Origin of the sequence: Pseudomonas oryzihabitans, assembly GCF_001518815.1 — a bacterium.
GTDB classification, from domain to species: Bacteria; Pseudomonadota; Gammaproteobacteria; order Pseudomonadales; family Pseudomonadaceae; genus Chryseomonas; species Chryseomonas oryzihabitans_E.
The window spans coordinates 3,784,637-3,809,740 of sequence record NZ_CP013987.1; the positions used below are offsets into that span (position 1 = coordinate 3,784,637).

Genomic DNA, 25,104 nt, shown 5'->3' on the forward strand with positions numbered 1-25,104 from the left:
CAGGCCTTTCACGGATTGACCATCCGGATTTCGGTCGGGTCGGGAATACGCATCTGCAGTTGGCCGCTGGCCAGGGCCTCGACCCGGCTGTGGGCGGTCCAGGTGCTCTGCTCCAGCAGCAGCCGACCGTACTCGGCCTGGGCCTTGTCGCGGATGGCCATCTCGCCATAGAGGGTGTTGAGCAGCTGGCGATTCCAGTGGGCACTGTAGGCCACGGCCACCGCCGAGAGCAGCACGCCCACGAAAAGCACCAGCATGACGCTGCTGCCCAGCGGCAGCTTCTTCACGAAGAGGCGGCTCATTTCAGTTTCTCGGCGACGCGCATCACGGCGCTGCGGGCCCGGGGGTTCGCGGCCAGCTCGCCTTCGCCGGCATAGACCGGCTTGCCGAGCAGGCGCAGCGAGGGTTCGAACACGGTTGCCCGGATGGGCAGGTCGCGCGGCAACTGGTCGGCCTCGCCCTTGGCCAGCCGGCGCATGAACTGTTTGACGATACGGTCTTCGAGGGAGTGGAAGCTGATCACCACCAGCCGGCCGCCTACGGCCAGTTGCTCGTAGGCCGCCTGCAGCCCCTGCTCCAGGTCGCTCAGTTCGCGATTGATGTAGATGCGCAGCCCCTGGAAGGCACGGGTGGCGGGGTGCTTGCCCTTTTCCCAGGCCGGATTGGCCTCGGTGAGCACCTTGGCCAGATCGCCGGTGCGCTCGAAGGGTTGGACTTCGCGACGCTGCACCACGGCGCGCGCCATGCGTTTGGCGAAGCGCTCTTCGCCGAATTCCTTGAACACCTGGGCGATGTCGGCCTCGGTGGCGCTGGCGATCCAGGCTGCGGCGCTCTGGCCCCGACTCGGGTCCATGCGCATGTCCAGCGGACCGTCCTGCATGAAGCTGAAGCCGCGCTCGGGATCGTCGAGCTGTGGCGAGGACACGCCCAGATCCAGCAGCACACCATCGACCTGGCCGGACCAGCCACGACTGACGAGTTCATCGCCCAGTTCGGCGAAGCTGCGCTGGACGATCTCGAAGCGCGAATCCTCGACAGCCAGGGCCTGGCCGGCAGCGATCGCCTGCGGGTCCTTGTCGAACCCCAGCAGCCGCCCTTCCTCACCCAACAGGCGCAGCACGGCCCGGCTGTGTCCGCCGCGGCCAAAGGTGCCGTCCAGATAACGACCGGCAGGCTGGATCGCCAATGCCTGTACGGCCTCGTCCAGGAGAACGGAGACGTGGTGGAAGACTGGGTTCATGGTCACAGGATCAAATCGCGCATTTCATCCGGCATACCGCCGGGTTCCTTAATTGCCTGCAGATCCGCGTCGCACACGGCACTCCAGGCATCCTCATCCCATAACTGGAACTTGTTCAGCTGCCCAACCAGCATCACGCGCCGGTCGAGCTTGGCGTATTCACGCAGGCGCGGCGGTACCAGGAAGCGGCCACTGCCGTCGAGTTCCAGATCCACCGCATTGCCGATCAGCAAGCGCTGTAGGCGACGAGTCTCCTCCCGTAGCGAGGGCAACTGCCGCAGCTTGCTTTCGATGATTTCCCATTCAGGTAGCGGATAGACGCAAAGGCAGGGGTCGACAGCATCGATCGTCACGATGAGCTGGCCGGCACAACGCTCCAGCAGCTCGTCACGATACCGACTCGGCATCGCGGCGCGCCCCTTGGCGTCGAGACTGATGGCGTTCGCTCCCCGGAACAATTTCGCGTCCTCTAATAGGCTGTCCTTGCCATTAAATCCCACTTCGCCCCACTTCGTACCACCGGCCGCCACTATATTGAGGAGGGCCACTTTCAGTCAAGGTAAGCGAGGGGGTTCCCAGGCCGTGTGGGACGCGGATTTCAAGCAAATTGCACCTGGTCACGACCAAGACGGACGACATTGATTTCCGACAAACGGAAATGAAGTCAATTGATTGGCTCAATTGATTAAAGTGATTTGTGAAGAAGGGGGTCACAGACCCGGGCGCGGCGGCCCGAGAGGGAGGGGGGTGCGAGAGCCGACCTGTAAGCCGGGTTCTGTCGAGGACAGTCATTCCTCTGGGACAACCATCGCTGATTGCCTCTAGCGACCTACCCGAATCCAGCGCGGGCCACGCCTATGGATTCCTATTTGGTCTTGCTCCAGGTGGGGTTTACCTAGCCACGAACTGTTGCCAGCCGTGCGGTGCGCTCTTACCGCACCTTTTCACCCTTACCGGCGCTTGCGCGCTTAGGCGGTTATTTTCTGTGGCACTTTCCGTAGGCTCACGCCTCCCAGGCGTTACCTGGCACCTCGCCCTATGGAGCCCGGACTTTCCTCCCTCGCAACCCTTGCGGGTCACGACAGCGACTGCCCGGTCGGCTCTCGCGGCGCAAGGGTATAGAGACTGGTGCCGGATAACAAGGAAAGATGCCCACAAAATCCCGCTTACTCGGCCTTGCGTTCCAGCGCCAGCTGATAGAGCAGGTTCTTGCGCGCACCGGTGATTTGCGCTGCCAGGGCGGCAGCGCGCTTGACCGGTAGCTCGGCCAACAACAGATCCAGGATGCGCAGGGTCTCGGCATCGACTTCGGCGTCTTCCGGCGCCGTCCAGCCAGCCACCAGCAGCACGCACTCGCCACGCTGTTGATCCAGATCCGCGCGGATCCAGGCCTGCAGCTCCCCGGCGGGCAGGCCGCGCAAGGTCTCGAACGTCTTGGTCAGCTCGCGTCCGAGCACGACGTGGCGATCAGGTCCGAAGATGGTCACCAGGTCGGCCACGCAATCGTCGAGGCGATGGGGCGCCTCGTAGAAGATGAGCGTTCGCGGGTCCTCGCGCAACGCCGCCAGCCGCCCCTGACGACCCACCGCCTTGGCTGGCAGGAAGCCTTCGAAGCTGAAGCGATCCGAGGGCAGACCGGCCGCCGAGAGCGCGGCGATCAGGGCGCAGGCCCCGGGAATCGGCGAGACCCTGATCCCCTGGGCGCGCGCCGCCCGCACCAGGTGAAAGCCCGGGTCGGAGATCAGCGGCGTGCCCGCATCGGAAATCAGGGCGACGTCCTCCCCCGCCAGCAGCCGGGTGATGAAGCGCCCCCCCGCATCCCTTTCATTGTGATCGTGGCAGGCCGCAAGAGGCGTCTCGATGCCGAAATGGCGCAGCAGGCGCGCCGAATGACGGGTGTCTTCGGCGGCGATCAGGGCCACATCGCGCAGGACCTTGAGGGCGCGGGCGGTGATGTCGTCCAGGTTGCCAATGGGCGTGGCAACCACATAAAGAGTACCCGGCGAAATCATGATGAAACCTGACAGACTGGAAATAGCCCAACAGTGTACGCCGCTCTCGCCCTCGGCGTTCGCAGCGCCTGGGTGCTGTGAGACAATCGCCCCCTTTCCAGACAATTGCTCAGGAACCACCGCATGAAGTTCCGCCTGCGTCCGCTGCTCTGCGCCACCGCCTTCGCCCTGCTCGCCGCCTGTAGCAGCACGCCCACCACGAGCAGTCTCGGGGCGCTGCCTGAGCCCAGCCAGGCCAGCATCGAGCAACTGCTGAACCAGGCTGGCGCCAGCCAGTCCGAGCAGGCGAACCTGCTGCGCCTGACAGCGGCCGACAAAGCCTATGCCCAGCAGAACACCCGCGAAGCGCGCCAGATTCTGGGCTCCATCAATCTGGAAGGGCTCAAGCCGGCGCAGCAAATGTTCGCCCAGACCCTGCTGGCCCAACTCGACCTGCTCGACAAGCAGCCGGCCCAGGCCCTCAAGCGCTTCGACCATCCGAGCTTCGCGCAACTGGGCGAGCTGCCGGCGCAGCAGCAGATCCGCAGCGGCCTGACCAAGGCCGATGCCCAGGCCGCCAATGGCCAGCCGCTCGCCGCCGCCCAGGAACGCATTTTCATTGGCCCGCTGCTCGAAGGCGACGCGGCCCATGACAACCGCGAGCAGATCTGGCAACTGGTGACCAGTCTGCCGGATGCGCAACTGCGCCAGAGCGTCAAGGATGCCGACCTCAATGGCTGGTTGGCCCTGGCTGCCATTACCCGTGGCAACCTGGCGCTGGATCAGCAGCTCGCCGCCATCGAAGAATGGCAGAAACAGCATCCGAGCCATCCCGCCGCGCGACAGCTGCCTGACGACTTGGAGCGCCTGAAAACCCTAGCGCGCGAGCCGCTCAATCGGGTCGCCCTGCTGCTGCCCCTGCAGGGCCAACTCGCAGGTGTCTCTCGTGCGCTGCAGGACGGCTTCATGGCCGCCCGCTACGAAGCCTTGGCCGCCGGCCAGGCCGCGCCAACCGTGACCGTCTATGACAGCACCCAGATGGGCTCGCTGGACGCCTTCTACCGCCAGGCCCAGGCTGCCGGTATCCAGCTGGTGGTCGGTCCGCTGGAAAAGAATCTGGTCAAGCAGCTGAGCGACCGGCCGCAACTGCCGCTCAACACCCTGGCACTGAATTATGGTGACAGCCAGGGCGCCCAGCCGCCGCAACTCTTCCAGTTCGGCCTGGCCGCCGAGGACGAGGCTCGCGAAGCCGCGCGCCGTGCCTGGGCCGACGGCAAGCGCAGTGCCGGCGCCATGGTGCCCCAGGGCGAATGGGGTGCCCGCGTGCTAGCCGCCTTCCAGAACGAGTGGCAGCAACTCGGGGGTCGCCTGGTCGCCGCCGAACGTATCGGCCAGCCCGTGGAAATCGCCAATCGCATCACCAGCCTCCTGCAGATGCGCCAGGGCATGGATTTCATCTTCCTCGCCTCGACGCCGGCCCAGGCTCGCCAGATCAAGCCGATCCTGGTCTATCAGAACGCCCGCGATCTGCCGGTGTATGCCACCTCCAATCTCAACAGCGGGGTCAACGAGCCAGGCGCCAACCAGGACCTGAATGGCATCCTGTTCTGCGAAACCCCCTGGCTGCTCGATCCGAGCAATCCGCTACGCGCCAAGATCACTGCCCAGTGGCCCCAGGCCGGCAGCAGCATTGGTCGGCTCTATGCGATGGGCGCCGACGCCTACCTGCTGGCCCTGCATCTGCAGCAGCTCAAGGCGCTGCCCAACTCCGAATTGCCCGGCCTGTCCGGCAGCCTGAGCGTGGCGGCTGATCAGCGCGTGGTGCGCCACCTGCCCTGGGCGGAATTCCGCAACGGCGTGGCCCAGCCGCTGCCGGCCAACAATGCGCCGCTGCCGGCCACCAGCGTGCCGCCATCGCTCAGCACGCCGTGAAGCAGGCCCCGCACCTTCAGCGCGGTCAGCAAGGCGAAGACCGCGCCCTGCAGTTCCTGCAGACGCGCGGGCTGCGCCTGATCGCCCGCAACTGGCGCTGGCGCGGTGGTGAGCTCGATCTGGTCATGCTTGACGGCGATACAGTAGTATTCGTCGAGGTACGCGCCCGTCGGCACACCGCCTGGGGCGGCGCCGCGGAAAGCATAGATGCCCGCAAGCGGCAGCGACTGGTCAACAGCGCTGCCCTCTTTCTGCAATCCGAAGCGCGCTGGGCCAAGCGGCCCTGCCGTTTCGACGTGATCGCGATCGGCCCCGGGGCCGACGCATCCCCTCAGGCACTCGAATGGATCACTCAAGCCTTCGAGGCCTGAGGCCCTCCACTGCACAGGTCAAAGATAACGCGATGGACACCCACGCCCGCATCCAGAAACTCTTCCGGGACAGCATCGAAACCAAGCGTCAGGCCATGGAAGTCCTGATTCCTCATATCGATCTGGCCAGCCAAGTCATGGTTGCGGCCCTGCTCAACGAAGGCAAGATCCTCACCTGTGGCAACGGCGGATCCGCCGGCGATGCCCAGCATTTCTCCTCGGAACTGCTGAATCGCTTCGAGCGCGAGCGCCCCAGCCTGCCGGCCCTGGCCCTGACCACCGACAGCTCGACACTGACGTCCATCGCCAACGACTACAGCTACAACGAGGTGTTCTCCAAGCAGATCCGCGCTCTGGGTCAGCCTGGCGACATCCTCCTGGCCATCTCCACCAGCGGCAACTCGGCCAACGTGATCCAAGCGATCCAGGCCGCCCACGACCGCGAGATGACCGTGGTCGCCCTCACCGGCCGCGACGGCGGTGGCATGGCCTCCCTGCTGCTGCCCGAGGACGTCGAGATCCGCGTGCCCGCCAAGGTCACCGCCCGCATCCAGGAAGTGCACCTGCTGGTGATCCACTGCCTGTGCGACCAGATCGATCAGCAACTGTTTGGAAGCGAAGAATGAAAAAAGCTCCTCTGCTCGCCATCCTGGCGCTGTCCTTTGCCGTGGTCGGCTGCAGCAACGTGGTCACTGCCAGCCGCGACAAGCCCATCGACGACAACCGCGGCACCCGCACCCTGGGCAGCACAGTGGATGACGCCCTGATCGAGACCAAGGCCGCGGTCAACATCTCCAAGGCCAACTCCGACCTGGCCAGTTCGCACATCGTGGTGGTGAGCTACAACGGCGTGGTGCTGATCGCTGGCCAGACGCCGCGGGCCGACCTCAAGGCCCAGGCCGAACAGGCCGTACGCAGCGTGCAGCGGGTCAAGACGGTCCATAACGAGCTTCAGGTGACGGGCAACTCCTCGCTGCTGGCACGCAGCAACGACTCCTGGTTGACCACCCGCATCAAGGCCCAGATGTTCGCCGACGAGGACATCCCAGGCTCGCGCATCAAGGTGGTCACGGAAAACGGCATCGTCTATCTGCTGGGCCTGGTGACCCAGCAGGAAGCCAATCACGCCGTACAGCTGATCCAGAGCGTTTCGGGTGTCCAGCGCATCGTGAAGCTGTTCGAGTACATCAACTGATCGTATTCGCCGCCCAACAAAAAGCCCCGCATTGGCGGGGCTTTTTGTTGGGCGGTGGCTGGCGTCAGGCGGCCTGCCACTCACGCTCGGCTTCGTCGCGGGTCTTGCTCAGGCGTACCTGGCTGCCTTCCACGGACTGGACCCAGCTCAACGGAATGTAGTGATGCTTGCCATCGGCATCCTGATCGCGCTTGGTCAGCTTGATGCGATCGGCGCCTTCCATATGATCGACGGTGCCCACGTGCTGGCCGTCCGAACCGACAACTTCCGCATGCTCTTTGATCTGGGTTGCATCTACCATGGTGGTTCTCCGGCAGGTTAATAAAAAGGAGGCCGCTCTTTCAGCGCCTGCAGGATAGGAGGCATGAAGCGCCGTCTGGGTTCGCCCTCTGCCGACGAAAGGCCATCATCATGGTCACAGCCCCATGACCATCGAGAGGATTCGCCAATGAGCGATGAGCCAAGCAAGCTGACCCGCTCCAAGGAGCGCTGGGCACAGGAGGGGCGCTTCCTGACCGGGCAGAGCGCACGCCCGGAAAGCGAACGCCTGCCCCCCGGCCAGCATCGCGTCAGCAACTGGCCGGTTCTGGATCTGGGTGTACGGCCGGAGGTCAGCCACGAACGCTGGCAACTGGCGGTCACCGGGGCGGTCCGCAGGACGCTGCGCTGGAACTGGGATACCTTCGCGGCCCGAGCGACCACCCAGGCGGTCAGCGACATGCATTGCGTCACCACCTGGTCGCGCTACGACAATCGCTGGATCGGCCTACCGGTCAGCGAGCTGCTGGAAGAAGTGCAGCCACGGGAAGACGCCACCCATGTGCTGTTGCACAGCTACGACGGCTACATCACCAATCTGCCCCTGGCCGACTTCGCCGCGCCCGGCGCCATGCTGGTACACAGCTGGGAGGGCCAGCCCCTGACGGCCGAGCACGGCGGCCCGGTGCGGGCATTGATCCCGCACCTCTATCTGTGGAAAAGCGCCAAATGGCTCAGACGCATCGATTTCCGCGTGGGCGATACGCCTGGCTTCTGGGAAATGCGCGGCTACCATGACCGTGGCGACCCCTGGCAGGAGCAGCGCTACTCAGACGACAGCTGATGGCACCAGAGCCTTTGACCAGGTTCCTAGGGTGCCGCCGGGGCCAGTTGCAGCTCTACGGGTTCGCCGGGATTGAGGCTGCGGATCCGGAACTCGTCACGCTTGAGACTGAGGATTTCCGTGGGATAGGTGATGCCTTCCTCGATGAGGTTCAGGCCCTTCTCGGTCCGCGTCCAGCGCCCCAGGGAGGGCTGGCTGCTCGGTGAGGCCATCACCAGGGTGCCATCGCTGAGGAAGACGTACAGCATGCCGGGTTCGATGCTGTTGCTGGTCTTGATCTGCCAGACCTTGTTGACGAAGCTTTCCTGGGTGCTGCCTGTCTTGTCGCCACCGCCCTGGACATAGCCGATCAAGCCGGCCACCACGCACAGCGCTCCTATCACCAGCACCACTGCGCGCCAGTAACGACGCACCTTGTCTTGCAAACTCATGTCACTCCTTGGGTGTTCTTGAGACTGGCCAGGTAGGTGCCCAGCGGTGGGCGCTCCTGGAAGTAGCCATGCAGACCAGCAAAGATCGAATCGGCCAGCTGCTTCTGGTGACGGCTGTCGAGCAGCCGCCGGCAGTCGCGGTCATTGGAAATGAAGCCCGTCTCGACCAGGATCGAGGGGATGTCCGGTGATTTGAGCACGGCGAAGCCAGCCTGCTCCACCCGTTTCTGGTGCAGATTGGTGATGCTCGACAATTGCCCCAGCACCTTCTGGCCCAGGTCCAGACTCGACGAGATGGTGGCATTCATCGACATGTCCAGCAGCACCCCCGCGAGCATGGGGTCACGGCCCTTGAGGATCTCGTTGGCACCGATCAGGTCGACGTTGTTCTCGCTATCGGCCAGGAAGCGCGCCGTGGTCGAGGTCGCGCCACGCTCGGACAGGGCATAGACCGAGGCGCCATAGGCGGTACGCCGCGGTGCGGCATCGGCATGCACCGATACGAACATGTCGGCGTTGTAGCTGCGCGCCACCTCGACACGCTTGCGCAGCGGCACGAAGAAGTCGTCGTTGCGCACCAGCTTGGCCTTGAAGCCCTTCTGCAGATTGATCCGGCGCGCCAGATTCTGCGCCACGATCAGGGCGATGTCCTTTTCCCGATCACCGCGCGCACTCAGGGCGCCGGGGTCCTTGCCACCGTGCCCGGCATCGACCACGACCATGATGTCGCGCCCCGAGGCCAGGCCCCTGCCCCGCTTGACCTCCAGCGGCGGCTCGGCATCGACCGGCTTGCGCGCTGCCACGACCGGTGCCCCGGCACGCTTGAGATCGAGCACCAGGCGATTGGCCGCGCCCTCGCCGGGGCCGAGGACGAAGCTTTCTATCTCCACCGGATGGGCCAGCTCCAGCACCACCCGAGTGTCCTGGGGGCCATATTGAGCACTTCGGACGGCCCGCACGGGCGAACCTTTCAGCGCCAGGTGATTGAGTACCGCAGGCGCCTGGGTGTCGGCGAGATCGAGAATGATGCGATCCGGCGCGACCAGGGTGAAGGTCTTGTAATGCACCGGCCCGGTAAGATCGAAGACCAGGCGGAGCTTGTCGGCGTCCTGCCAGGCCCGGGCACCCTTGAGTTGCTGACGGGCGGCAAATGTCGGCAACCCGACAGGCAAGGTCATGCCAGCCAGGATCAGATTGAGCAGACGACGGCGATTCATGGAGTCCTCGCGAGAAACGAGAAACGGCTGGGAAGTTACAACATAACGCTAAAGATCGCCTGCCACCTGACGCCTGTCAACTGCCGTTTAGACAAAATATTCCTTAGAAAACCGTGGCATAGCGTTCGTTTGCAGAATCAGCTTTAGATACAGTCACTTGCCGTCGCCAAAGGGGCTGGCGTCAGAAAGGCAAAGCGCAAGAAGTGCGACGGAGAGCGAATTTATCGGCGCCGTCATCGTCGAAGTGTCAGGCACTTCCGCCTTTGAAGGGATCACACCATGAACAAGAAGATTGCAGTCGCGGCCGCCCTGCTGGCCGGCACCGTCCTGGCGGGCTGCTCCTCGGTAAAGAACACGGCCGACTACACCGTGGGTCGCGTGGAATTTCGCGAGCAGCCCCTGGTGAAACAGATTGAAAAGGGTATGCCCAAGGCTGACGTCCTGCGTATCGGTGGCACCCCGTCGAGCACCTACACCCGCAAGTATCGTCCGGGTACCTGCAACAACTATGTCCTCAACAAGGACGGCAAGGAGCAGGTCTATTCGATCGGCTTCGACAGCATGAACCGTGTTGACAGCAAGGACTTCGAGACCTGCGAAAGCGCCGACCGCGCCTGAGTGAGGGAGCTGACCGGCCAATCCGGCCGGGTGTCCTGAAGGGCGCTGGCGGCGTCTGATGGACAGGATGGGCGAGTGGCAGCACCATTGGCCCTCGCCATCCCCGACCGTTAGCGCCGACGTCATGCACTGCGGATCGACGCATGCTCGGCCAGCGCCGCCAGGCTCTACCCATCGTTCCAAGGAATTCAGGCATGTCCAGACGTCACCTCATACTCACAGCTGCGGTGCTTTCCCTGACTGGCTGCGGTGGCTATGACTACAGCTGCGATGCGGCCAAGACCGCCGAACTGGTTCGTCAGCAATACGCCCAGACCATCAACGAAATCTACGCGGACGACATCACCGCCGGGCAGCCCGCGCTGGAAGCTGGTCAGGTCTCGCTGGTCGACATCAAGACCCAGGAAGAGCCATCGGACAGTGGCGACGCAGGCTTCTATACCTGCAACGCGACCGTAGAAGCCACCTGGCCCAAGGCCGCCCTGGAGCGCCTGGCACCTGCTGCAGCCCAGTTGGCCAGCGTCGGTGCCATCCTCGAAAACGGTCATCTGCGCCACGCGCTTAGCTATGAGTCTTCCCTGGAAGGCAGCGAGAAGCAGCGCGTCGACATCACCCTGCCCGAGGCCGTGGAGTTGAGCCTGAAGACCCTGGCGGGCCAGGAGCCCATGGACGAATACCTGGAAGACGCCCCCGACGGCGAACAGGAAGCGCCCTGAGCCACCGGCGCCCGCGCTGCTGTGCAGCCCTGGCGCCCGCGTGTATGATCGACTTTCCCCTCGCCAGCATCCTCCGGCGGGTTCGTGAGCCCTGGTGCCCCTGTGGTGATCCCGCACGGCGTCGCCGCCCTCCGGCCCGGCATTCGTCACTCCGCGTTTGCACCGTGCCCCGCCTGCGCTCACGATGATCAGAACCGTGACCTAAAAGCCGCCTCGGAGAGACGCTTCATGCCTGACTATCGTTCGAAAACCTCTACCCAGGGCCGCAACATGGCTGGCGCCCGGGCGCTCTGGCGCGCCACCGGGATGAAGGATGAAGACTTCAAGAAGCCGATCATCGCCATCGCCAACTCCTTTACCCAGTTCGTACCCGGCCACGTGCACCTCAAGGACCTCGGCCAGCTGGTCGCTCGCGAGATCGAAAGGGCCGGCGGCGTGGCCAAGGAATTCAACACCATCGCCGTGGACGACGGCATCGCCATGGGCCACGACGGCATGCTCTATTCGCTGCCGAGCCGCGAGATAATCGCCGACGCCGTGGAATACATGGTCAACGCCCATTGCGCCGATGCGCTGGTATGCATCTCCAACTGCGACAAGATCACCCCCGGCATGCTGATGGCCGCCTTGCGCCTGAACATCCCGGTGGTGTTCGTCTCTGGCGGCCCCATGGAAGCCGGCAAGACCAAGCTGGCCAGCCACGGCCTGGACCTGGTGGATGCCATGGTCATCGCCGCCGACAGCTCGGCCAGCGACGAGAAGGTCGCCGAATACGAACGTAGCGCCTGCCCCACCTGTGGCAGCTGCTCGGGCATGTTCACTGCCAACTCCATGAACTGCCTGACCGAGGCCCTGGGCCTGGCCCTGCCGGGCAACGGCTCGACTCTGGCCACCCACGCCGATCGCAAGGAGCTGTTCCTCCAGGCTGGCCGCACCATCGTCGAGCTATGCCGCCGCTACTATCAGGAGAACGACGAGTCCGCCCTGCCGCGCAACATCGCCTCCTATGCGGCCTTCGAGAATGCCATGACCCTGGATATCGCCATGGGCGGCTCGACCAACACCATCCTGCACCTGCTGGCCGCTGCCCAGGAAGCCGAGGTGGACTTCGACCTGCGCAACATCGATGCCCTGTCGCGCAAGGTGCCGCAGCTGTGCAAGGTGGCGCCGAACATCCAGAAGTACCACATGGAAGACGTGCACCGTGCCGGTGGCATCTTCAGCATCCTGGGTGAACTGGCCCGTGGCGGCCTGCTCCACACCGACCTGCCCACGGTACACAGTCGCACGCTGGGCGAAGCCATCGAGAAGTGGGACATCACCCTGACCCAGGACGAGGCGGTGAAGACCTTTTTCCTTGCCGGTCCGGCGGGTATCCCGACCCAGGAAGCCTTCAGCCAGGCCACCCGCTGGGAAAGCCTGGACGATGACCGCGCCGAAGGCTGCATCCGCAGCGTCGAGCATGCCTACTCCCAGGAAGGCGGTCTGGCCGTGCTCTACGGCAACATCGCCCTGGATGGCTGTGTTGTGAAGACCGCCGGCGTGGACGAATCCATTCATGTGTTCGAAGGTAACGCCAAGGTGTTCGAGAGCCAGGACGCGGCGGTACGCGGCATCCTGGCCGACGAGGTCAAGGCCGGCGACATCGTCATCATCCGCTACGAGGGCCCCAAGGGCGGTCCGGGCATGCAGGAGATGCTCTACCCCACCAGCTACCTGAAGTCCAAGGGGCTGGGCAAGCAGTGCGCCCTGCTCACCGATGGCCGCTTCTCCGGTGGCACCTCGGGCCTGTCCATCGGCCATGCCTCGCCGGAAGCGGCTGCGGGCGGCGCCATCGGCCTGGTGCGCGACGGCGACAAGGTACTCATCGACATCCCCCAGCGCAGCATCAACCTGCTGGTGAGTGACGAAGAGCTCTCTCATCGCCGCATCGAGCAGGACAAGCAGGGCTGGAAACCGGTCCACCCCCGTACCCGCCGCGTCACCACGGCGCTCAAGGCCTATGCGCTGCTGGCCACCAGCGCCGACAAGGGCGGCGTGCGCGACAAGGCACTGCTGGGCTGACCGCTGTACCCGGGCGACGGCGCCTGCCGTCGCCCTTCCCTACTGATCCGCTCCTGTCTCTTCCTCTCCAGCCCCCGCCCTAGCTCCGCCTTCTCGCTGCACCTCCTGACCTTGCCGCAGCCACCTGCCACGACGCCCATTCCAGAGGGATTCACCGTTGCTTGGCTTGCTAATTTTGTAGAAGCGCAACCTGTGATTCAGCTCACACCTCGCGATTCGCGAGCCGCTAGGCCGTTGAGTGATCAAAGGCTACCCTCCGTCTGCCGCTGAATTGATTCAGCGATAAGTTTGTAGTCAGGTTGAGCCCCAATGGTCACACCTATGCTGATCTTCCGCTGGAGCACGGCGGGTCAGGTGTAGGCCAGGCACGCGTCACACAACAACAATAAACAGGGAACATAAATGAATAAGAAAAAGGCTATGCCCTTGGCCAGGGTTTCGGTCGCCTCCTTGATGAGCACCCTCCTGCTGATTCCTTCGGCACACGCCCTGGAAACCATCGGGTACTTCCGTACCGGGCTCGGCGATTCCTCCGGTTCCGACTCCATGCGCTGCTTCAAGCTGCAGGGCGCGCAGTCCAAGTACCGTCTGGGCAACGAGTGCGAACAGTACGGCGAACTGGCACTCAAGCAGGACGTCCTGACCCTCAACGACGGCTCGGCAGTCGGCGTATACGGCATGGGCAGCTTCTTTAACCGCTACGACCGCACCCCGACCTTCAACGGGGACAATGGCGAGATCCGTGCCGTCCAGGCCTATGCCTACTGGAACAACATCGCCGCGCTGAACGGCGGTAATCTCTGGGCCGGCCGCCGTTACTACAAGCGGAACGACATCCACATCTCCGACTTCTTCTACTGGAACCAGAGCGCCACCGGCGGCGGTATCGAGGACGTCAACATCGGCGGTCTCAAGTACAGCCTGGCCTTCTCGCGCAAGGACAACCAGAACCAGAAGGACTTCCAGAACCGCCTCGACTTCAACGTCGCCGGCTTCAACACCAATCCGAATGGCTCGCTGGAAATCGGCGTCAGCTATCTGGACAAGCCCACCAATCAGCCCAATGCCAACAGCGGTGTAGCGGTCACGCTGCAACACAAGCAGGCCAACTTCATGGGTTGGGGTGGTGTGAACACCTTTGCCGTGCAGCGCGGCCAGGGCCCGGGCACCGCCCTGGGCAGCACCGGCGATCCGACCCTGAGCAGCGCCGACGTCTCCTATCGCGTCGTCGACTTCTTCGACTGGCAGATCAGCCGCTACTGGGGTGGCCAGATCGCCGCGGTCTACCAGAAGGACGAACGTCCCAACGGCAATGACCTGCGCTGGACCTCGCTGGGTGGCCGCCTGGTGTACGGCATCACCGACCAGTTCAAGTTCTCCACCGAGCTGGGCCATGATCAGGTGCAGGCTCCCGGCGGCACCCGCAAGCTGACCAAGCTGACCCTGGCGCCCACCTGGTCGCCCAAGGGCCCGGAATTCAAGACCCGTCCGGAGTTCCGCCTGTTCTATACCTATGCGGCCTGGAACCGGGCAGCGCAGCAGGCAGCCGATGATTTCGACGCCGGCTCCGCGCTGTCGAGCACCGGTACCTTCGGCAACGACCTGCACGGCTCCAACATCGGCTTCCAGATCGAGCAGTGGTGGTAGCCATCCTCCGCCGCGACCGGCGTGCTGCCGGTCGCGTTCTCGTCCGCGAACCTGAGCGCACAACAATGAAAAGAACCGTCTCCCTTTCCGCCTTCACCGGCTGCCTGCTGGCCGCCGCCCTGGCCAGCGCCACCGCCCAGGCGGCCCCCGTGTCCGCCTGCCTCATCACCAAGACCGATACCAACCCCTTCTTCGTGAAGATGAAGGAAGGTGCCAGCGCCAAGGCCAAGGAGCTGGGCATGACGCTCAAGGCCTATGCCGGCAAGATCGATGGCGACAGCGAAAGCCAGGTGGCGGCCATCGAGACCTGCATCGCCGATGGCGCCAAGGGCATTCTCATCACCGCCTCGGACACCAAGGGTATCGTCCCCAATCTGCAAAAGGCCCGCGAGGCCGGTCTGCTGGTGATCGCCCTGGATACCCCCCTGGACCCGGTGAGCGCCGCCGACATGACCTTCGCCACCGACAACCTGCTGGCCGGCAAGCTGATCGGCCAGTGGGCTCGGGAGACCCTGGGCGACAAGGCCAAGGACGCCCGGGTGGCCTTTCTCGACCTGAACGCCTCCCAGCCCTCGGTGGACGTCCTGCGCGACCAGGGCTTCATGCTCGGCTTCGGCATAGATCCCAAGGATCAGAACCGCATCGGCGACGAGACCGACTCGCGCATCGTCGGCCACGACGTGACCAACGGCAACGAGGAAGGTGGGCGTGCAGCGATGGAAAATCTGCTGCAGAAGGATTCGACCATCAACGTGGTGCACACCATCAACGAACCGGCTGCGGCCGGTGCCTACGAGGCGCTCAAGGCCGTGGGTCGCGAGAAGGACGTGTTGATCGTCTCCATCGACGGCGGCTGCCCGGGCGTGCACAACGTGGCGGACGGCGTCATCGGCGCCACCTCTCAGCAATACCCGCTGCAGATGGCCGCGCTGGGCATCGAGGCGATCAAGACCTTTGCCGACACGGGCAAGAAGCCTACCGCCACCGAAGGCAAGAGCTTTGTCGACACCGGCGTGAAGCTGGTGACGGACAAGCCGGTACCCGGCATCCAGTCCATCGACAGCAAGACCGCCCTGCAGAAATGCTGGGGCTGATGCCAGTCGTCTAGCCTGAGCAGACCGGTCGCCCCGCCTGAGCGTTTTCGCCTCGGCGCGGGCGACCGACTCTCGGCTGCTTTCCCGCTATCAGGAGATTGCCATGAGCGATCCGACCTCGCCCTCCTCGTCCGGCCAGCCCTTCGAACAGGTGCTCAAGCACAGCGCCACGGAAGTCGCCTCCTTCGCCCGTGACGAGCGCAGCCCACTCGTCAAATTCCGTCACTTCCTGCATTCACGTCCTTCGGCGGTCTCGCTGCTGGTGCTGCTGTTGTCGCTGGGCATCTTCGGCGCCCTGCTGGGTGGCAAATTCTTTTCCGCCTTCGCCCTCACCCTGATCCTGCAACAGGTCGCCATCACCGGTATCGTGGGCGCGGCCCAGACCCTGGTGGTGATCACCGCCGGCATCGACCTTTCGGTAGGCGCCATCATGGTGCTGTCCTCGGTGGTCATGGGCCAGTTCACCTTTCGCTACGGCCTGCCGGTGGAGTTGTCGATCCTCTGCGGCCTGGTGGTGGGCACCCTGTGCGGCATGGCCAACGGCTGGCTGATCGCCCGCATCAAGCTGCCACCCTTCATCGTAACCCTGGGCATGTGGCAGATCGTGCTCGCGGCCAACTTCCTCTATTCGCGCAACGAGACCATCCGCGCCCAGGAAATCGGTGCGACGGCGCCCTTGCTGCAGGTGTTCGGTGACAACTTCCGCCTGGGCGGTGCCGTCTTCACCTATGGCGTGATCGCCCTGGTGGTGCTGGTCGCCCTGCTCTGGTACGTGCTCAATCACACCGCCTGGGGCCGGCATCTCTATGCGGTAGGCGACGATCCCGAGGCCGCGGCGCTGGCCGGAGTCAACGTCAGGCGCATGCTGATCACCGTGTACGGGCTGTCCGGACTCATCTGCGCCTTCGCCGGCTGGGTCCTGATCGGCCGCATCGGCTCGGTCTCGCCCACCGCCGGCCAGTTCGCCAACATCGAGTCCATCACCGCCGTGGTGATCGGCGGCATCTCGCTGTTCGGCGGGCGCGGCTCGATCCTCGGCATGCTGTTCGGCGCTCTCATCGTCGGCGTCTTCGCCCTGGGCCTGCGCCTGCTGGGTACCGACGTGCAATGGACCTATCTGCTGATCGGCACGCTCATCATCGCGGCCGTGGCTATCGACCAATGGATCAGAAAGGCGGCCAGCTGATGACTACCGAACCCCTGCTGATGGCGCGCGGCCTGGTTAAGCGCTATGGCCGCGTCACCGCCCTCGACCATGCCGACTTCGACCTGCTGCCCGGCGAGATCCTGGCGGTGATCGGCGACAACGGCGCCGGCAAGTCCTCGCTGATCAAGGCCATCTCCGGTGCCCTGCGCCCGGACGAGGGCGAGATCCGCTTCGAGGGCCAGCTAGTGCAGTTCGCCTCGCCCATCGCCGCGCGGCGTGCCGGCATCGAGACGGTCTACCAGAACCTGGCGCTGTCGCCGGCGCTGTCCATCGCCGACAACCTCTTTCTTGGACGTGAACTGCGCAAGCCGGGGCTGCTGGGCACCCTCTGCCGGACCCTGGACCGCAAGGAAATGGAGCGCATCGCCCGGGAAAAACTCTCCGAGCTAGGGTTGATGACCATCCAGAACATCAACCAGGCGGTGGAAACCCTTTCCGGTGGCCAGCGCCAGGGCGTGGCCGTGGCCCGGGCGGCGGCCTTCGGCTCCAAGGTCATCATCCTCGACGAGCCCACGGCCGCGCTGGGGGTGAAGGAGTCGCGCAAGGTGCTGGAGCTGATCCTCGATGTGCGGGCCCGCGGCATCGCCATCGTGCTGATCTCGCACAACATGCCCCATGTGTTCGAGATCGCCGACCGCATCCACATCCATCGACTGGGTCGCCGGCTGACGGTGATCGACCCGCGCGAGCACTCCATGGCCGATGCGGTGGCACTCATGACCGGTGCCCAGACGGTGGCCGCCTAGTCGACTTCGACTGACCAGGCACCCTCCCGGGTCTTCCAGCCGGCAGTCGCCCTGGAAGACCCGGAAGGGGCCGCCTACCCAGACGCGGATCGTCGCTTCTGCGACGAAAATCTGACCGAACGCTCAAGTTATCGCGTACCAGCACCGATAAAGCCTGAATAATTATTTCGGAGCTATACGCCGTGCCTGCCTTGTCGTTGAAACAGAAACTCTCGTTGTCTGCCACCGCGGCCGTGCTGGTGGTGGGTGTAGGTCTGACGACCATCAATTTCTTCAACACCCGTGCGGCCCTCGAAGCCTCCACGGTCGAACAGCTGAAGACCGTCAGCTTCGTCTTCAACGGCGGTGTCCGTCAGTGGTTCGACGGCAAGGCCGCCGCGTTGCGCGCCCTGGCGGCGGACACCCAGGAGACGAACCTTCCGGCCGGTCTCAATCAGGTCAAGCGCTCCGGCGGTTTCGACAACGTCTTCTACGCCCGCGGCGATGGCAGCCAGGTCAATGCCAACGGCGCCCAGTTACCGCCGGACAACAACGACCCGCGCAAATGGCTGTGGTACCAGCAGGCGATGCAGAATCCCGGCAAGGTGTTCTTCTCCATACCCACGGTGGCGGCGGCGACCAAGCAGAACGTGCTGTCCCTGGGCTGGGCGTTGCAATCCGGTGGCAACACCAGCGCCATCCTGGGTGCCGACGTCAGCATCAGCGACATCCTCGATCAGCTCAAGCGGGTGCAGCTGCCGGGTGCCGGCAGCGCCGTACTGGTCAACGGCCAGAACATTGTGCTGGGGCATGAAGACACCGCCCTGCTGGCCAAGCCGCTCACCGAGCTCTATCCCCAGCTCACCGCGGACACCCTCCAGCGGCTGGCCCAGGCGCCCGGTGAGCGCTATATCGAGACCAACGCCGGCCAGCGGCTCTATGCCGCGCCCATGAATCGCGACGGCGAGACCCTGGTGATGATCGTCGATAGCGGCGTGCTACTGGCACCGCTACAGCGGCAACTCTGGATCAGCATCGCCATCCTGGCCGTGGTGCTGGGTGGCTCGCTGGTGCTCATCAACCTGCTGTGCAGCTATCTGCTGCGGCCGCTGGGCGTGGTCTCGAACGGTCTGCAGGTAATCGCCGATGGCCAGGGCGACCTGACCCGGCGCATCGCCGTACAGAGTAACGATGAAGTCGGCGGCCTTGCCGGCCACTTCAACCAGTTCGTGGCCAGTCTGCACGGCTTGATCGGCGGCGTGCGCCAGCATGCCCAGAGCGTGGACGCCGAATCGCAAAAGGTCCTGCAGCGCAGCGCCGCGGCCACTCAGGAACTGGGGCGTCTGCAGCAGGAGATCACCCTGGTCGCCACCGCCGTGACCGAGATGTCTTCCGCGACCCAGGAGATCGCCCGCAACGCCGAGCAGACCGCCGAGGCCATCCGGCAGTCCTCCGACAGCACCACCCAGGGCCTGACCCTGGTGCAGACCAGCAAGCAGTCCATCAACAGCCTGGCCCAGGAAGTGGATGACGCCACCCGGGTGATCGGCGAGCTGGATCATCACTCGCAGGCCATCGCCAAGGTCCTCGACAGCATCCAGAGCATCGCCGAGCAGACCAACCTGCTGGCACTGAACGCGGCCATCGAAGCCGCCCGGGCCGGCGAGCATGGCCGTGGCTTCGCGGTGGTCGCCGACGAGGTGCGGACGTTGTCGCAGCGCACCCAGGCGTCGACGCGGGAGATCAACGAGACCATCGGCACGCTCCAGCAGATGACCCGCCAGGCGGTGCAGCGCATGGACAGCAGCATGGCCATCGCCGAACGCAGCGTCGCCGACGTGGAACGCGCCTCCAGCGCCCTGGAAGAGATCGCCCAGAGTGCCGGCATCATCGCCGAGATGTCTCTGCAGATCGCCACGGCGGCCGAGGAACAGACCTCGGTCACCGAGGAGATCACCCGCAACGTGATCACCATCAAGGGGCTTGGCGATACCCTGGCCAGTGGCGCCGAGGATTCGGAACGGCAATCGCGCTCTCTGCAGCATCATGCCGCCGACCTTAACCGCGACGTGGCGCGCTTCATCCTGTAAGGCACCCGGGACACCTGCGGGCGACCAGCCAACAGGTGTCCCCTAGCCGAAGATCCTGCGCTCCGGGGCGGGCATCCGGTAAGATCGGCGCTTTTTCCGCGACGACCCGCCCATGTCCCAGTCTCCTCGCTCCGAACTGCTCTATGGTCCCCAGGACCGACCTCGTCCGCTGCCCGCCTTGCTGGCCGCCATCCAGCACTTGCTGGCGATCATCGTGCCCATCGTCACCCCGGGACTGCTGATCTGTCAGGCCCTGGGCGTCTCGCCGCGCGACACCAACCTGATCGTTTCCATGTCGCTGGTGATCTCCGGCATCGCCACCTTCGTCCAGTGTCGGCGCTTCGGGCCATTCGGCGCCGGCCTGCTGATCGTCCAGGGCACCAGCTTCAACTTCGTCGGCCCACTGATCGCCGGTGGCGCCCTGATGGTCAAGAACGGTACCCCGGTGGAAGCCGTGATGGCGGCCATCTTCGGCGTGGTCATGGCGGGCTCCTTCGTCGAGATGGGCGTGTCGCGGGTGCTGCCCTTCGTCAAGCGCCTCATCACCCCGCTGGTGACCGGCATCGTGGTGCTGATGATCGGCCTGACCCTGATCAAGGTCGGCCTGATCAGCATGGGCGGCGGCTTCGCGGCCCTGGGCAACGGCACCTTCGCCAATGGCGAGAACCTGCTGCTGTCGGGCACCGTGCTGGCCACCATCGTGGTGCTCAATCGCATCCCGCTGCGCGGCCTGCGCAGCAGCGCCATCGTCGTCGCCCTGTTGCTGGGCTATGCCCTGGCGGCCTGGCTGGGACGCCTGAATTTCACCGGCATGCATGACGCCGCCTGGGTGCAGATTCCCCTGCCACTGCACTTCGGCCTGGGCTTTTCCTGGTCGCTGTTCGTGCCGCTGCTGGTGATCTACCTGGTGACCTCGCTGGAGGCCATCGGCGACATCACCGCCACCAGCAAGGTCTCGCGCGAACCGGTGGAAGGCCCGCTGTGGATGAGCCGGATCAAGGGCGGGGTGCTGGTCAACGGCGCCAACTCGCTGCTGGCCGGACTCTTCAACACCTTTCCCAGCTCGGTGTTCGCCCAGAACAACGGGGTGATCCAGCTGACCGGTATCGCCAGTCGCCATGTCGGGCTGTGGATCGCCGCCATCCTGGTGCTGCTGGGCCTGTTCCCGGCGGTGGCCGGGGTGATCCAGGCGGTGCCCGAGCCAGTGCTCGGGGGCGCGGCCATGGTGATGTTCGGCGCGGTCGCCGCCTCGGGGATCAACATTCTTGCCGGCGTCGAACTGGACCGCCGCGCGCTGCTGATCATCGCCGTATCCCTGGCGCTGGGCCTGGGCATATCCCAGGTGCCGGAATTCCTCGCCCATATGCCCGCCGGCCTGCGTGCGGTGCTGGAATCCGGCGTCGCCACCGGTGGCCTGTGCGCCCTGCTGATGAACTGGTTCCTGCCAGAAACGCCCAAGGCCGCCGACTAGATGGCCTTTTTCATCCGGGGGCTGAAGTTCCACGCAGGGGTGCCGATAGCCTGGGCAAGTCACCTGTGGACTCGCCGCGATCGTCGTTTCGACCGTGGGCGACCCACCCAGCAGAGCGCCCATGATCAGCCCGGATGTTCCTGTCGTTAAGGTACCGCTGCGCGAATATGCCGCCTTGGCGCGTGCCATGGGCGCCACCGTCTTTGCCCAGAACCTCGAGAAGCAGCCGGGCGAACTGGTCGGCTGGCGCTTTCCCAAGGGCTGCTTCGTGCAGAAGGCGCACTTCCAGATACTGCTGGGCCGCCAGCCGGAGACCCTCTAGCGAGGGTCTTCCTGGGCGGCCAGAAAACGCTGGGCCGCCGCCAGCTCGGTCTCGTTGAATACGGCGACACCCGCGCGTTTCAAGGCAGCTGCCGTGACGCCCTCACCTGCCACCCGGGTGCCGCTGAAGGTGCCATCGTAATTTTCCAGATTGCCGCAGGAAGGGCTGCGCGCCTTGAGCACGGCCAGGCGGATGCCATGACGCGCGACCAGTTCGAGCGCGGCCTCGGCGCCGGCAACGAACGCCGCGGTCACCTCCTCTCCCGTGTCGGTCACGACCGGCAGCCGGCCATCCAGCACGGCGCCACCCTGGCCGCCGGGGATCTCGGCGGGCGGACGCGGGGTGGGCAGCCCACCCGCCACTTCCGGACAGAGCGGCACGATGCGTCCCTCCTCCTGCCAGACGCCAAGCAGATCGAAGGGACCATGGGCGCCACCGTCGTAGCGCACCCGATGCCCCAGCAGGCAACGACTCACCAGTATCTTTTCCATGCGTCCCTCCTGGTCAGATGCCAGTCCACTGTCTAAGCCTGCAGCGGATTCTCGCCGCGGCGGCGGAACCAGCCAGTGAGCGACAGCCGTTCGCGAGTGGCCGGCAGGACCTCGTGGGGCAACTGGCCGGAAAGAAAGCAGACCAGACTGCCGCCCAGGGGCAGGACGTCCTGCTGACGCTCCTGGTCGAGATAGAGGCGTAGCTCACCGCCCTGCTCCGGCAGCCAGGCATCGTTGAGATAGAGCACCAGGGAGACCATGCGCCGGTCATCGTCGCGGAAGCGATCCAGATGCCGGGCATAGAAGGCGCCAGGCGGATAGAGGGCGAAGTGGCTCTCGTAGTCTTCCAGGCCCAGGAACAGGGTGCGATTGAAGGCTTCGCGCAAGGTGTCCATCAGGTGCAGATAGCGCTGCACGCCCGGATGGGCATCGTCCGGCTCCAGCCAGGCGATGTGATCGCCACGGACCCCTTCGCGGATCAGCGGGCTGTCGCCGCGACCGATGCCGGCGCGCTCCAGCTCGCCGCGGGCATGGCGCAACCGGCACTCGGCCGCCAGCTCGGCGGTGAGATCCAGGGGCAGGAAGATGCTCTGCCGCGACCAGCCATGCTCGGCGAGATCGTCGACGATACGTTGCAGCAGGGGATGCTCGGGGTGCAGAGCCATCACGAAAACCAGGCTAACCGGGCCACGCCGGCGGGATGCCGAGTGTAAGAGAAGTCGGCCGCGCCTGCGCGCCTCCCTCGACCAGGCGACGAATGCCCGGGGTGAGCGCCTCGACAGCCAGCCTGGGGTTGCCGACAATGGCGGACTTTTCGGCTCCGCGCCGCTGCCCGAGGTGTCCATGCGCGTTCTGTTCGCTTCCCTGCTTTTCGCCATCAGCCTGCCCGCCCTGGCCGACGATACGGTCAGTCTCTATCAGGCCGCGGGTTGGCCCGAGCAGCGCGGACACTTCCGCGATGCCCTGCAGGCCGCCCAGCAGCGCTATCAGAACAGTCTGCCGCCGGCGCTCTACCAGAGCCTGGTGGACAACAGCAACAAGCGCTATACCGCCGCGGCCATCGACCAGCGTGCCCTGGCCGCGCTACGTCAAAGCCTGCCTGCCGACGGCCCCGCGCTGCAGTTCTTCCAGTCGCCGGTAGGGCGCAAGGTGGTCGCCGCGGAAATCGCCGCCACGCGCAGCGATCAGCTGGCGAAGAATGCCAACGGCGTGCCCCAGGTGCAGGCCAGTCCTGCCCGTCGCGCCCACGCCAAGCGTCTGGCCAGCGCCCTGCCCGTGCGTGAAGCCGGCGCCGAGGTCAGCGTGGCCCTGGCCGGCCTGGCCGCCGACAGCCTGAGCTCGATGCTGCCTGGGCTGATGGGGCAGCAGCAGTCCGGCGGCATGATCGAGCAGCAGCGGCAGCGATTCATCCAGCAGATGAATGCCGGTGATTTGGAAAACACCCTGCTCTATGTCTACCGCCCCCTGAACGACAACGAACTCGGCCAGTTCGCCGACTTTGCCAGCTCGCCCAACGGCAGCGCCTACTACCGGGCCGCCGTGGCCGCGCTGCGCGCTGGCCTGGGTAGCGGCGGTCAGTAAGGCTGTTCAGGCGAGACGCTCGTCCAGCCAGCGGAAGTAGCGCTGGCGCAGGCTTGGCGTCTCGTTGACCAGATGATGCCGCGCCTCTGGCAGGCGCAGCACCTCGGGCCGGGCGAACTTGGCCTCCAGCACCCCCAGGTTGTGCCGCCAGTCGACGGTGAAGTCCTGCTCGCCCTGGATCACCAGGGGGCTACGGGTGCTGGCCGGCGCGCCTTCCAGTTGTGGAATCCAGCGCGCCAGGGCGCCTACCCACTGAGCCGGCAGTTCCCGCGGTTGCAAGGTGTCCTGCTGCAAGAAGTCAAGGAAGGCTGGATCGCCGGAATTCACCGAGAAGCGTCGTGGCAGGGCACGCACGAAGGGCTTTACCAGCCGATAGGTCCACAGCCCCTGGCGCCAGGCATGGGGCCTGATCAGTGGTGCCAGCAGCACCGTCTCGCCCAGCTCGGGCGCGGGATCGCCCCTCAGCAGATAGTCCAGCAGGATGGCGCCACCGGTGCTCTGGCCCAGCAGGTGCCAGGGTTGCGGCAACGCTAGACGCCGCGCCTCGGCGATCAGCGCGGCCAGGGCGACCTGGTATTCGGCGAAGTCGTTGATGCTGGCGCGGGCGCCGCTCGACAATCCATGCCCGGGCAAGTCGCAGGCCAGCACCGCCAGCTGCCGTGACAGGGCCCAGTCCACCACATGGCCATAGAGACCCATGTGATCGTAGTAGCCGTGCAGCATCAGCAGGCTGCCGCGTGGCTCAGGCGGCCACCAACCCTGGACCGCGAGCTGGTAGCTGCCCGCTGGCAGGGCGCCCAGCGCCACAGTGACTCCGGGGTGTACCAGGCTATCCGCCAGGCGGTAATGGGCGCGATAGCCCTGGTGGTCGGCATCCGCTGGCAGGTCGCGGCGCAGGGGCACCAAGGCCTGGCGCAGGCGGTCTAGATCGAAGTCAGGCGTCATGGGTCGGTTCAAACTGAAGTTGCCCCCATGATCGGCGTCCGGGCCGCTACAGGACAAGGGTCCGCCAAAGGACTTTTCCAATTGTTTCAAAATGCGCAACGCTCCCCTGCGCAAAGGTGTCTGAATATTTCACTGCCTAGGCAGTATTCTGGATGCGCTTGATTGCCTGGGCAGATACTGCAATGTCACATTTCGACCGAAGCAACTTTCCACTGCGCAACTCCGTAGGCCATTTGATCCACCTCGCGAACCAGTACAAGGATCGCGTGCTGGACAGCCACCTCGCGCCCTACGACATCACCGCTGCCCAGTTCAAGGTGCTGCTGCTGCTGGCCCGCGACCAGACCGACACCCCGGCCGAACTCAGCCGTTGCCTGTCGCTCGACAGCGGCGCCATGACCCGCATGCTCGATCGCCTGGAAGCCAAGGGCCTGCTGCGCCGCGTGCGTAGCCTGAGCGATCGTCGCCAGGTGCGGCTGGAGCTGACCGAACAGGGCCAAGCCCTGAGCAGTGAACTCATGCAGATCGGCGTGGATGCTCTCAATGACCTCACCCACTGCCTGGACCGCCAGGAGCTGGATGACCTCGAACGCCTGCTACGCCGACTGCTCGGCCCCTCCGGCCTGTTGCCGGCGCCCTCTGGAGACCTCTGAT

27 protein-coding genes, 1 other RNA gene and 1 pseudogene are annotated in these 25,104 nt (G+C 65.1%); 18 read left to right on the top strand and 11 right to left on the bottom strand.

Annotated features, from left to right (window positions below; translation table 11 throughout):
- Positions 1–8 precede the first annotated feature (8 nt).
- The 5 genes from ftsL to rsmI all read right to left on the bottom strand — a co-directional run bounded on the left by ftsL (position 9) and on the right by rsmI (position 3,252).
- A complete protein-coding gene (gene ftsL / locus APT59_RS17250; protein WP_059315975.1) occupies positions 9–302 on the bottom strand; it encodes a cell division protein FtsL in 294 nt (97 codons plus the stop codon).
- Positions 299–1,240, bottom strand: coding sequence for a 16S rRNA (cytosine(1402)-N(4))-methyltransferase RsmH (gene rsmH, locus APT59_RS17255; protein ID WP_059315976.1), 942 nt, complete (start codon positions 1,238–1,240; stop codon positions 299–301). The genes ftsL and rsmH overlap by 4 nt, the downstream gene beginning before the upstream one ends.
- 2 nt (positions 1,241–1,242) lie before the next feature.
- Positions 1,243–1,698, bottom strand: coding sequence for a division/cell wall cluster transcriptional repressor MraZ (mraZ, locus tag APT59_RS17260; RefSeq protein ID WP_059315977.1), 456 nt, complete (start codon positions 1,696–1,698; stop codon positions 1,243–1,245).
- A 290-nt stretch (positions 1,699–1,988) separates the two neighbouring features.
- Positions 1,989–2,344: RNase P RNA component class A (gene rnpB / locus APT59_RS17265), an RNA gene on the bottom strand.
- Positions 2,345–2,406: 62 nt separating this feature from the next.
- Positions 2,407–3,252 carry a 16S rRNA (cytidine(1402)-2'-O)-methyltransferase gene (rsmI, locus tag APT59_RS17270; RefSeq protein WP_059315978.1) on the bottom strand — a complete coding sequence of 282 codons (846 nt, stop codon included), beginning with the start codon at positions 3,250–3,252 and terminating at the stop codon, positions 2,407–2,409.
- Positions 3,253–3,375: 123 nt separating this feature from the next.
- Here rsmI and APT59_RS17275 point away from each other — a divergent pair, with 123 nt between their 5' ends.
- Genes APT59_RS17275 through APT59_RS17290 form a run of 4 tightly spaced genes read left to right on the top strand, consistent with a single transcriptional unit; the run spans position 3,376 to position 6,729 of the window.
- Positions 3,376–5,163 (top strand): penicillin-binding protein activator, encoded by a 1,788-nt coding sequence (locus APT59_RS17275; RefSeq protein ID WP_059315979.1) that lies wholly within the window; start codon positions 3,376–3,378, stop codon positions 5,161–5,163.
- Positions 5,160–5,534 carry a YraN family protein gene (locus APT59_RS17280; RefSeq protein WP_059315980.1) on the top strand — a complete coding sequence of 125 codons (375 nt, stop codon included), beginning with the start codon at positions 5,160–5,162 and terminating at the stop codon, positions 5,532–5,534. Before APT59_RS17275 ends, APT59_RS17280 begins: the two co-directional genes overlap by 4 nt.
- Before the next feature lie 32 nt (positions 5,535–5,566).
- Entirely contained in the window at positions 5,567–6,160 is a 594-nt protein-coding gene (locus APT59_RS17285; protein WP_059315981.1) for a phosphoheptose isomerase, read from the top strand.
- A complete protein-coding gene (locus APT59_RS17290; protein ID WP_059315982.1) occupies positions 6,157–6,729 on the top strand; it encodes a BON domain-containing protein in 573 nt (190 codons plus the stop codon). Before APT59_RS17285 ends, APT59_RS17290 begins: the two co-directional genes overlap by 4 nt.
- A gap of 64 nt (positions 6,730–6,793) precedes the next feature.
- Here the strand turns inward: APT59_RS17290 and APT59_RS17295 are convergent, their stop codons facing one another.
- Positions 6,794–7,030, bottom strand: coding sequence for a DUF2171 domain-containing protein (locus APT59_RS17295; protein ID WP_059315983.1), 237 nt, complete (start codon positions 7,028–7,030; stop codon positions 6,794–6,796).
- A 147-nt stretch (positions 7,031–7,177) separates the two neighbouring features.
- Here APT59_RS17295 and APT59_RS17300 point away from each other — a divergent pair, with 147 nt between their 5' ends.
- The gene (locus APT59_RS17300) at positions 7,178–7,831 is read left to right on the top strand and encodes a sulfite oxidase-like oxidoreductase (RefSeq protein WP_059315984.1); all 654 of its coding nucleotides are present in this window, start codon (positions 7,178–7,180) and stop codon (positions 7,829–7,831) included.
- 26 nt (positions 7,832–7,857) lie between these two features.
- Here the strand turns inward: APT59_RS17300 and APT59_RS17305 are convergent, their stop codons facing one another.
- The gene (locus tag APT59_RS17305) at positions 7,858–8,262 is read right to left on the bottom strand and encodes a hypothetical protein (protein ID WP_059315985.1); all 405 of its coding nucleotides are present in this window, start codon (positions 8,260–8,262) and stop codon (positions 7,858–7,860) included.
- On the bottom strand, positions 8,259–9,479 hold the full coding sequence (locus APT59_RS17310; RefSeq protein WP_059315986.1) for an N-acetylmuramoyl-L-alanine amidase: 1,221 nt from the start codon (positions 9,477–9,479) through the stop codon (positions 8,259–8,261). Before APT59_RS17310 ends, APT59_RS17305 begins: the two co-directional genes overlap by 4 nt.
- Before the next feature lie 279 nt (positions 9,480–9,758).
- Here APT59_RS17310 and osmE point away from each other — a divergent pair, with 279 nt between their 5' ends.
- The 11 genes and pseudogenes from osmE (at position 9,759) to APT59_RS17360 (ending at position 21,433) form a co-directional block, all read left to right on the top strand.
- On the top strand, positions 9,759–10,097 hold the full coding sequence (osmE, locus tag APT59_RS17315; RefSeq protein ID WP_059315987.1) for an osmotically-inducible lipoprotein OsmE: 339 nt from the start codon (positions 9,759–9,761) through the stop codon (positions 10,095–10,097).
- Between the two features lie 194 nt (positions 10,098–10,291).
- A complete protein-coding gene (locus APT59_RS17320) occupies positions 10,292–10,813 on the top strand; it encodes a hypothetical protein (protein WP_059315988.1) in 522 nt (173 codons plus the stop codon).
- 228 nt (positions 10,814–11,041) lie between these two features.
- Complete coding sequence (ilvD, locus tag APT59_RS17325; RefSeq protein ID WP_059315989.1) at positions 11,042–12,877, top strand: dihydroxy-acid dehydratase; 1,836 nt, start codon at positions 11,042–11,044, stop codon at positions 12,875–12,877.
- A gap of 453 nt (positions 12,878–13,330) precedes the next feature.
- Entirely contained in the window at positions 13,331–14,524 is a 1,194-nt protein-coding gene (locus APT59_RS17330; protein WP_231356057.1) for a maltoporin, read from the top strand.
- Positions 14,525–14,589: 65 nt separating this feature from the next.
- Positions 14,590–15,618 (top strand): sugar ABC transporter substrate-binding protein, encoded by a 1,029-nt coding sequence (locus APT59_RS17335; protein WP_059315991.1) that lies wholly within the window; start codon positions 14,590–14,592, stop codon positions 15,616–15,618.
- 103 nt (positions 15,619–15,721) lie between these two features.
- Positions 15,722–16,804, top strand: coding sequence for an ABC transporter permease (locus APT59_RS17340; protein WP_059315992.1), 1,083 nt, complete (start codon positions 15,722–15,724; stop codon positions 16,802–16,804).
- Entirely contained in the window at positions 16,804–17,571 is a 768-nt protein-coding gene (locus APT59_RS17345) for an ATP-binding cassette domain-containing protein (RefSeq protein WP_237140535.1), read from the top strand. Before APT59_RS17340 ends, APT59_RS17345 begins: the two co-directional genes overlap by 1 nt.
- Before the next feature lie 242 nt (positions 17,572–17,813).
- Positions 17,814–18,782 (top strand): annotated as a pseudogene (locus APT59_RS23000) (cache domain-containing protein); the annotation flags it as partial.
- A 144-nt stretch (positions 18,783–18,926) separates the two neighbouring features.
- Positions 18,927–19,640, top strand: a complete 714-nt coding sequence (locus APT59_RS23005) for a methyl-accepting chemotaxis protein (protein ID WP_420480523.1) — start codon at positions 18,927–18,929, stop codon at positions 19,638–19,640.
- Between the two features lie 112 nt (positions 19,641–19,752).
- Complete coding sequence (locus APT59_RS17355; protein ID WP_059315995.1) at positions 19,753–21,111, top strand: nucleobase:cation symporter-2 family protein; 1,359 nt, start codon at positions 19,753–19,755, stop codon at positions 21,109–21,111.
- Between the two features lie 121 nt (positions 21,112–21,232).
- Entirely contained in the window at positions 21,233–21,433 is a 201-nt protein-coding gene (locus APT59_RS17360) for a hypothetical protein (protein WP_059315996.1), read from the top strand.
- On the opposite strand, the gene APT59_RS17365 is transcribed toward APT59_RS17360, so the two are convergent.
- Complete coding sequence (locus APT59_RS17365; protein ID WP_059315997.1) at positions 21,430–21,924, bottom strand: DUF523 domain-containing protein; 495 nt, start codon at positions 21,922–21,924, stop codon at positions 21,430–21,432. The two genes, APT59_RS17360 and APT59_RS17365, sit on opposite strands and share 4 nt — an antisense overlap.
- A 32-nt stretch (positions 21,925–21,956) precedes the next feature.
- A complete protein-coding gene (locus APT59_RS17370; RefSeq protein WP_059315998.1) occupies positions 21,957–22,589 on the bottom strand; it encodes a 2OG-Fe(II) oxygenase in 633 nt (210 codons plus the stop codon).
- Between the two features lie 178 nt (positions 22,590–22,767).
- Between APT59_RS17370 and APT59_RS17375 the strand changes: the two genes are divergently transcribed.
- Positions 22,768–23,505, top strand: a complete 738-nt coding sequence (locus APT59_RS17375; protein ID WP_059315999.1) for a DUF2059 domain-containing protein — start codon at positions 22,768–22,770, stop codon at positions 23,503–23,505.
- A gap of 6 nt (positions 23,506–23,511) precedes the next feature.
- On the opposite strand, the gene APT59_RS17380 is transcribed toward APT59_RS17375, so the two are convergent.
- The gene (locus tag APT59_RS17380) at positions 23,512–24,450 is read right to left on the bottom strand and encodes an alpha/beta hydrolase (RefSeq protein WP_059316000.1); all 939 of its coding nucleotides are present in this window, start codon (positions 24,448–24,450) and stop codon (positions 23,512–23,514) included.
- Positions 24,451–24,632: 182 nt separating this feature from the next.
- Between APT59_RS17380 and APT59_RS17385 the strand changes: the two genes are divergently transcribed.
- The gene (locus APT59_RS17385) at positions 24,633–25,103 is read left to right on the top strand and encodes a MarR family transcriptional regulator (protein ID WP_059316001.1); all 471 of its coding nucleotides are present in this window, start codon (positions 24,633–24,635) and stop codon (positions 25,101–25,103) included.
- The last annotated feature ends 1 nt before the right edge of the window (position 25,104 follow it).

Excerpts from the sequence above, each read along its gene's own strand:
- ilvD (WP_059315989.1), top strand. The coding sequence starts at position 11,042 with ATGCCTGACTATCGTTCGAAAACCTCTACCCAGGGCCGCAACATGGCT.
- APT59_RS17295 (WP_059315983.1), bottom strand. The coding sequence starts at position 7,030 with ATGGTAGATGCAACCCAGATCAAAGAGCATGCGGAAGTTGTCGGTTCG.
- APT59_RS17365 (WP_059315997.1), bottom strand. The coding sequence starts at position 21,924 with ATGGAAAAGATACTGGTGAGTCGTTGCCTGCTGGGGCATCGGGTGCGC.
- APT59_RS17370 (WP_059315998.1), bottom strand. The coding sequence starts at position 22,589 with ATGGCTCTGCACCCCGAGCATCCCCTGCTGCAACGTATCGTCGACGAT.
- APT59_RS17385 (WP_059316001.1), top strand. The coding sequence starts at position 24,633 with ATGTCACATTTCGACCGAAGCAACTTTCCACTGCGCAACTCCGTAGGC.
- osmE (WP_059315987.1), top strand. The coding sequence starts at position 9,759 with ATGAACAAGAAGATTGCAGTCGCGGCCGCCCTGCTGGCCGGCACCGTC.
- APT59_RS17335 (WP_059315991.1), top strand. The coding sequence starts at position 14,590 with ATGAAAAGAACCGTCTCCCTTTCCGCCTTCACCGGCTGCCTGCTGGCC.
- APT59_RS17285 (WP_059315981.1), top strand. The coding sequence starts at position 5,567 with ATGGACACCCACGCCCGCATCCAGAAACTCTTCCGGGACAGCATCGAA.
- APT59_RS17345 (WP_237140535.1), top strand. The coding sequence starts at position 16,804 with ATGACTACCGAACCCCTGCTGATGGCGCGCGGCCTGGTTAAGCGCTAT.
- APT59_RS17310 (WP_059315986.1), bottom strand. The coding sequence starts at position 9,479 with ATGAATCGCCGTCGTCTGCTCAATCTGATCCTGGCTGGCATGACCTTG.
- APT59_RS17380 (WP_059316000.1), bottom strand. The coding sequence starts at position 24,450 with ATGACGCCTGACTTCGATCTAGACCGCCTGCGCCAGGCCTTGGTGCCC.
- APT59_RS17320 (WP_059315988.1), top strand. The coding sequence starts at position 10,292 with ATGTCCAGACGTCACCTCATACTCACAGCTGCGGTGCTTTCCCTGACT.
- APT59_RS17290 (WP_059315982.1), top strand. The coding sequence starts at position 6,157 with ATGAAAAAAGCTCCTCTGCTCGCCATCCTGGCGCTGTCCTTTGCCGTG.
- APT59_RS17375 (WP_059315999.1), top strand. The coding sequence starts at position 22,768 with ATGCGCGTTCTGTTCGCTTCCCTGCTTTTCGCCATCAGCCTGCCCGCC.
- APT59_RS17300 (WP_059315984.1), top strand. The coding sequence starts at position 7,178 with ATGAGCGATGAGCCAAGCAAGCTGACCCGCTCCAAGGAGCGCTGGGCA.
- APT59_RS17305 (WP_059315985.1), bottom strand. The coding sequence starts at position 8,262 with ATGAGTTTGCAAGACAAGGTGCGTCGTTACTGGCGCGCAGTGGTGCTG.
- APT59_RS17360 (WP_059315996.1), top strand. The coding sequence starts at position 21,233 with ATGATCAGCCCGGATGTTCCTGTCGTTAAGGTACCGCTGCGCGAATAT.
- APT59_RS17355 (WP_059315995.1), top strand. The coding sequence starts at position 19,753 with ATGTCCCAGTCTCCTCGCTCCGAACTGCTCTATGGTCCCCAGGACCGA.
- ftsL (WP_059315975.1), bottom strand. The coding sequence starts at position 302 with ATGAGCCGCCTCTTCGTGAAGAAGCTGCCGCTGGGCAGCAGCGTCATG.
- APT59_RS17340 (WP_059315992.1), top strand. The coding sequence starts at position 15,722 with ATGAGCGATCCGACCTCGCCCTCCTCGTCCGGCCAGCCCTTCGAACAG.
- APT59_RS17330 (WP_231356057.1), top strand. The coding sequence starts at position 13,331 with ATGAGCACCCTCCTGCTGATTCCTTCGGCACACGCCCTGGAAACCATC.
- rsmH (WP_059315976.1), bottom strand. The coding sequence starts at position 1,240 with ATGAACCCAGTCTTCCACCACGTCTCCGTTCTCCTGGACGAGGCCGTA.
- rsmI (WP_059315978.1), bottom strand. The coding sequence starts at position 3,252 with ATGATTTCGCCGGGTACTCTTTATGTGGTTGCCACGCCCATTGGCAAC.
- APT59_RS17275 (WP_059315979.1), top strand. The coding sequence starts at position 3,376 with ATGAAGTTCCGCCTGCGTCCGCTGCTCTGCGCCACCGCCTTCGCCCTG.